The 3,400-nt window shown below is 54.6% G+C and carries 6 protein-coding genes; 3 read left to right on the top strand and 3 right to left on the bottom strand.

Going from position 1 to position 3,400, the window contains the following annotated elements; all coding sequences use genetic code 11:
* Positions 1–117: 117 nt before the first annotated feature.
* Both HFM78_RS15490 and aroH read right to left on the bottom strand, forming a co-directional pair.
* Positions 118–615: an HNH endonuclease gene (locus HFM78_RS15490; protein WP_287130359.1), complete on the bottom strand. Its 498-nt coding sequence runs from the start codon at positions 613–615 to the stop codon at positions 118–120.
* A gap of 41 nt (positions 616–656) precedes the next feature.
* The gene (gene aroH, locus HFM78_RS15485; protein WP_287130358.1) at positions 657–1,049 is read right to left on the bottom strand and encodes a chorismate mutase; all 393 of its coding nucleotides are present in this window, start codon (positions 1,047–1,049) and stop codon (positions 657–659) included.
* A 77-nt stretch (positions 1,050–1,126) separates the two neighbouring features.
* On the opposite strand from aroH, the gene HFM78_RS15480 reads away from it, so the two are divergent.
* Positions 1,127–1,303 (top strand): hypothetical protein, encoded by a 177-nt coding sequence (locus HFM78_RS15480; protein ID WP_287130357.1) that lies wholly within the window; start codon positions 1,127–1,129, stop codon positions 1,301–1,303.
* Between the two features lie 16 nt (positions 1,304–1,319).
* A complete protein-coding gene (purD, locus tag HFM78_RS15475) occupies positions 1,320–2,576 on the top strand; it encodes a phosphoribosylamine--glycine ligase (RefSeq protein ID WP_287130356.1) in 1,257 nt (418 codons plus the stop codon).
* Here the strand turns inward: purD and HFM78_RS15470 are convergent.
* A complete protein-coding gene (locus tag HFM78_RS15470) occupies positions 2,573–2,794 on the bottom strand; it encodes a DUF4327 family protein (protein WP_287130355.1) in 222 nt (73 codons plus the stop codon). The two genes, purD and HFM78_RS15470, sit on opposite strands and share 4 nt — an antisense overlap.
* A 120-nt stretch (positions 2,795–2,914) precedes the next feature.
* On the opposite strand from HFM78_RS15470, the gene sixA reads away from it, so the two are divergent.
* Entirely contained in the window at positions 2,915–3,391 is a 477-nt protein-coding gene (sixA, locus tag HFM78_RS15465) for a phosphohistidine phosphatase SixA (protein WP_315861919.1), read from the top strand.
* Positions 3,392–3,400 lie beyond the last annotated feature (9 nt).

The following is a 3,400-nucleotide window of genomic DNA, read 5'->3' as shown; positions in this document are numbered from 1 at the left end:
GGCTGGTTAATCCCTGAGTCAATCAGCATCGAAAAGAGGCTCCCGCGCGGGGGCCTTTTTTTAAGGGTTTTTGTAGGGGCGGGTTTGAAAACCGCCCCTACTCAAAAAAAAGGGCTGTCAACCCAGCCCGATTACATATTTACGCCACTCCTCGTTGAAGCCGCTTTTTAGGTGTTTGCTCACCTCGAAATAGAGGGAACTATGGGGGCGCGAGGGTTTTCTGGCTAAGGTCATCCCGGCCTCATGGGGCGTGCGGTTGCCTTTTCTAATATTGCAGCGGACACAGGCCGTGACAAAGTTTTCCCAGGAATCGCCGCCCTTACGGGAACGGGGAATGATATGGTCTATCGTTAAGTCCTCTTTGCAAAAGCAATACTGGCAGGTATGTCCATCTCGATAGAGAATATTGCGGCGGGTCAACGGGATTTCTTTGTAGGGGACTTGAACATAGTGGCGGAGCCGGACCACCGTGGGCAGGGGGAAGTCTGGAGCAAGTAGAAGGCTGGTATGTTCAACGCGCTCTGCTTTTCCTTTGAGGACTAAGACAGCAGCGCGTTGCCAGCTTGTTATGTTGAGGGGTTCGTAGGATGCGTTGAGGACCAAGACTTTAGCCATGGACACGCATGGGTTTTAGTTGTCGATATGGTAACACAAGGTTAGCTATTAATTTGAACAAGGTCAGGCCGCAGGGCCATCGCGCCACGTAGATAGATGGGCCGGACTTGGGCTTGAGTCTTGGGTGTATTGAACTGGAGGATAACTCTTAGACAACGAGGGAGGCTACCTTGCACATCCAACTGGGCCAAATCTAATAACGGTACTAGTTCCCAAGCCGGTAGCGTTTCGCGCACAGCCTGGGAGGGGAAACCCGCATCTAGGTCTGGGGTACAGGAAAAAAGGACCATCACAACTTCGCTGGGGCTGATGGTATTGGCTTGGATGAGGGCGATGAATACTTCTAAGGTCGCCTCGCGGATACTCATTTGCGTATTCTCGACTACAGTTATCGCCCCGCGTACACCCCGTACCCGCCAATTACCCTCAGCCATCTTGTCCACCCATCGTTCCCTTCACAGTGTACCGGAGACACCGTAGCTCTAAAATAAGAAGGTCATTGGAGTTTGCGATGGAGCTTGCTGCCCTGGTAGACCATATTCTCGAAGCTGGGGTACTAACCCGCGCTGAACAGGACCAATTCACCCTAGTCATTATGGAAGACGGCAACATCTCAGAAGAAGAACTTGCGCAGATGCAACGCATTCTCGAACTGATTGCCATCGGGAAAATCAAGGTGGTGGATTAGTGGGCCGGGGGCAACGATGAAGGTCTTGGTGCTGGGCGGGGGCGGGCGTGAACACTGTCTGGCTTGGAAGTTGAGCCAGTCTCCTTTAGTCGAGACTATTTTTTGTGTGCCGGGGAACGGGGGTACTGCCACCGTTCCTAAAGTCGTCAATATCGCTTTGGACCCTCTGGATTTCCCGGCTCTTGTACAGTTAGTTCAAGTGCAGGGGATTGACTGGGGCATTGTCGGGCCGGAAGTACCTCTTGCGGCTGGGGTGGTGGATTATTTCCAAGCGCGGGGGCTGGCGTTAATTGGTCCCACGCAACAGGGTGCCCAGATTGAGAGTTCTAAGGCTTGGGCTAAGGACTTAATGGCTGAGGCGGGAGTCCCCACGGCGAAAGCTGGGGTTTTCCGAGAACTCGCTCCGGCCTTGGCTTACCTGAAGCAAGCTATTTGGCCCTTGGTGGTCAAGGCGGATGGTTTAGCCCAGGGTAAAGGCGTGACGATTGCGCCGAACTATGCCGAAGCAGCGCAGGCCCTGACGGCTTGTTTTGCTGGTGGTCAGACCCAGGTGGTCCTTGAAGATTTTTTAGTAGGTGAAGAGGTCTCAGTATTAGCCCTGACCGATGGGCGGGTGGTGGTTCCCCTCCTAGCGGCCCAAGACCACAAAACAATTGGTGAAGGAGACACCGGACCTAACACAGGGGGCATGGGAGCTTACGCCCCGCTGGACTGGTTGACCCCAGCCACCCTGGTCAAAATCCAAAAGCTCATTTTGGAGCCGACGCTGCGGGGGTTACAGGCACGCGGGATTACCTATCGAGGCATCCTGTATGCGGGCTTGATGATTGATGCAGCGGGTGAACCGGCGGTGGTTGAGTTCAACTGTCGCCTGGGCGACCCGGAGACCCAAGCGGTCTTGCCCTTACTACAAACAGACTTCGCGCACGTATGTAAAGCCATCCTAGACGGGACCCTAGACCAGTTGATCTTGACTTGGGCGAATGGCTACGCAGCAACGGTGGTAGTAACAGCGGCGGGCTATCCGGGGGTTTACGCTAAGGGCGACCCCATCACGGGCTTGGACCAGGGACCGGGGTTAATTTTTCATGCGGGGACGGCTGGTGATGCGTCAAGCTGGACGACTCAGGGCGGACGGGTCCTAGCGGTGACGGGATTGGCGAAGAGTCTGAGAGCAGCCCTTGATGTTTGCCACCAAACCATCGCCCGAGTGCATTTCCCAGGAATGTACTACCGCCGGGACATTGGTTTCAAAGCTTTGGACCGCACTTAGTCGTTGGGCCAGTCTTCCTGGGCTACCAAGTCACAAACCGGGTCATGTAGACAAAAATCGTGGCAGATGAGTTCCTGGGTGATCCCGGACCATTCCGCTGCTGAATAAAAAGGAGCCAGCATAACCAGCGGCTGATGGCGAGCTACCCGCCCGCGCTCTACGAAATGACGGGCCTCATTACTAATCTCAGCCAATGTAAACCGGACTGCTTGAATCATGGCGTACTCCGTACCTGGGACTTGTCGCTCCTGCTTCGCCTGAAGTGGCAACTACTTGGTATTGTATACTACATAATTCCTGATTTGAACTCGATGGGACACGGAGTCATGATTCAATAAATGGACATGGACCTTTATTTTGTGCGTCATGGGCTGGCCTTGGACAGGTCTAGCTCCCAACCAGATATGACCCGACCGCTCACCCGCGAAGGCATGCAACGTACCCGTCAAATGGCCCATGCACTCAAACGCTTGGGCGTGACCTGGGACTTGCTTTTAACAAGTCCCGTGGTCCGGGCGATGGAGACGGCTTTGCTACTGGAGGAAGTGGGCTTGACGGCGGCCCTGAGAGTCTATGCCCCCCTAGCACCGGGGGGAGATATAACCCTTTTTAAGGATTGGCTGACAACCCAGGAGCCCCTCCCCACTGCCATAGCTCTAGTGGGCCATCAGCCAGATCTAGGTCACTGGATTGAACTGTTACTTTATGGACAGCCCTACGGACAAATCTTGCTGAAAAAATCGGGGGTAGCGCGGTTGGCTTGGCAGCTAGAGGGCGCACAGTTACTCTGGCTGCTACCCCCTAAACTCTTCTAAGGTCAGCGG

Origin of the sequence: Candidatus Cyanaurora vandensis, from assembly GCF_013285555.1 — a bacterium.
Lineage (GTDB): Bacteria > Cyanobacteriota > Cyanobacteriia > Gloeobacterales > Anthocerotibacteraceae > Cyanaurora > Cyanaurora vandensis.
The sequence above is the reverse complement of the archived record's forward strand: the minus strand, read 5'-3'. Positions and strand labels throughout refer to the sequence as shown.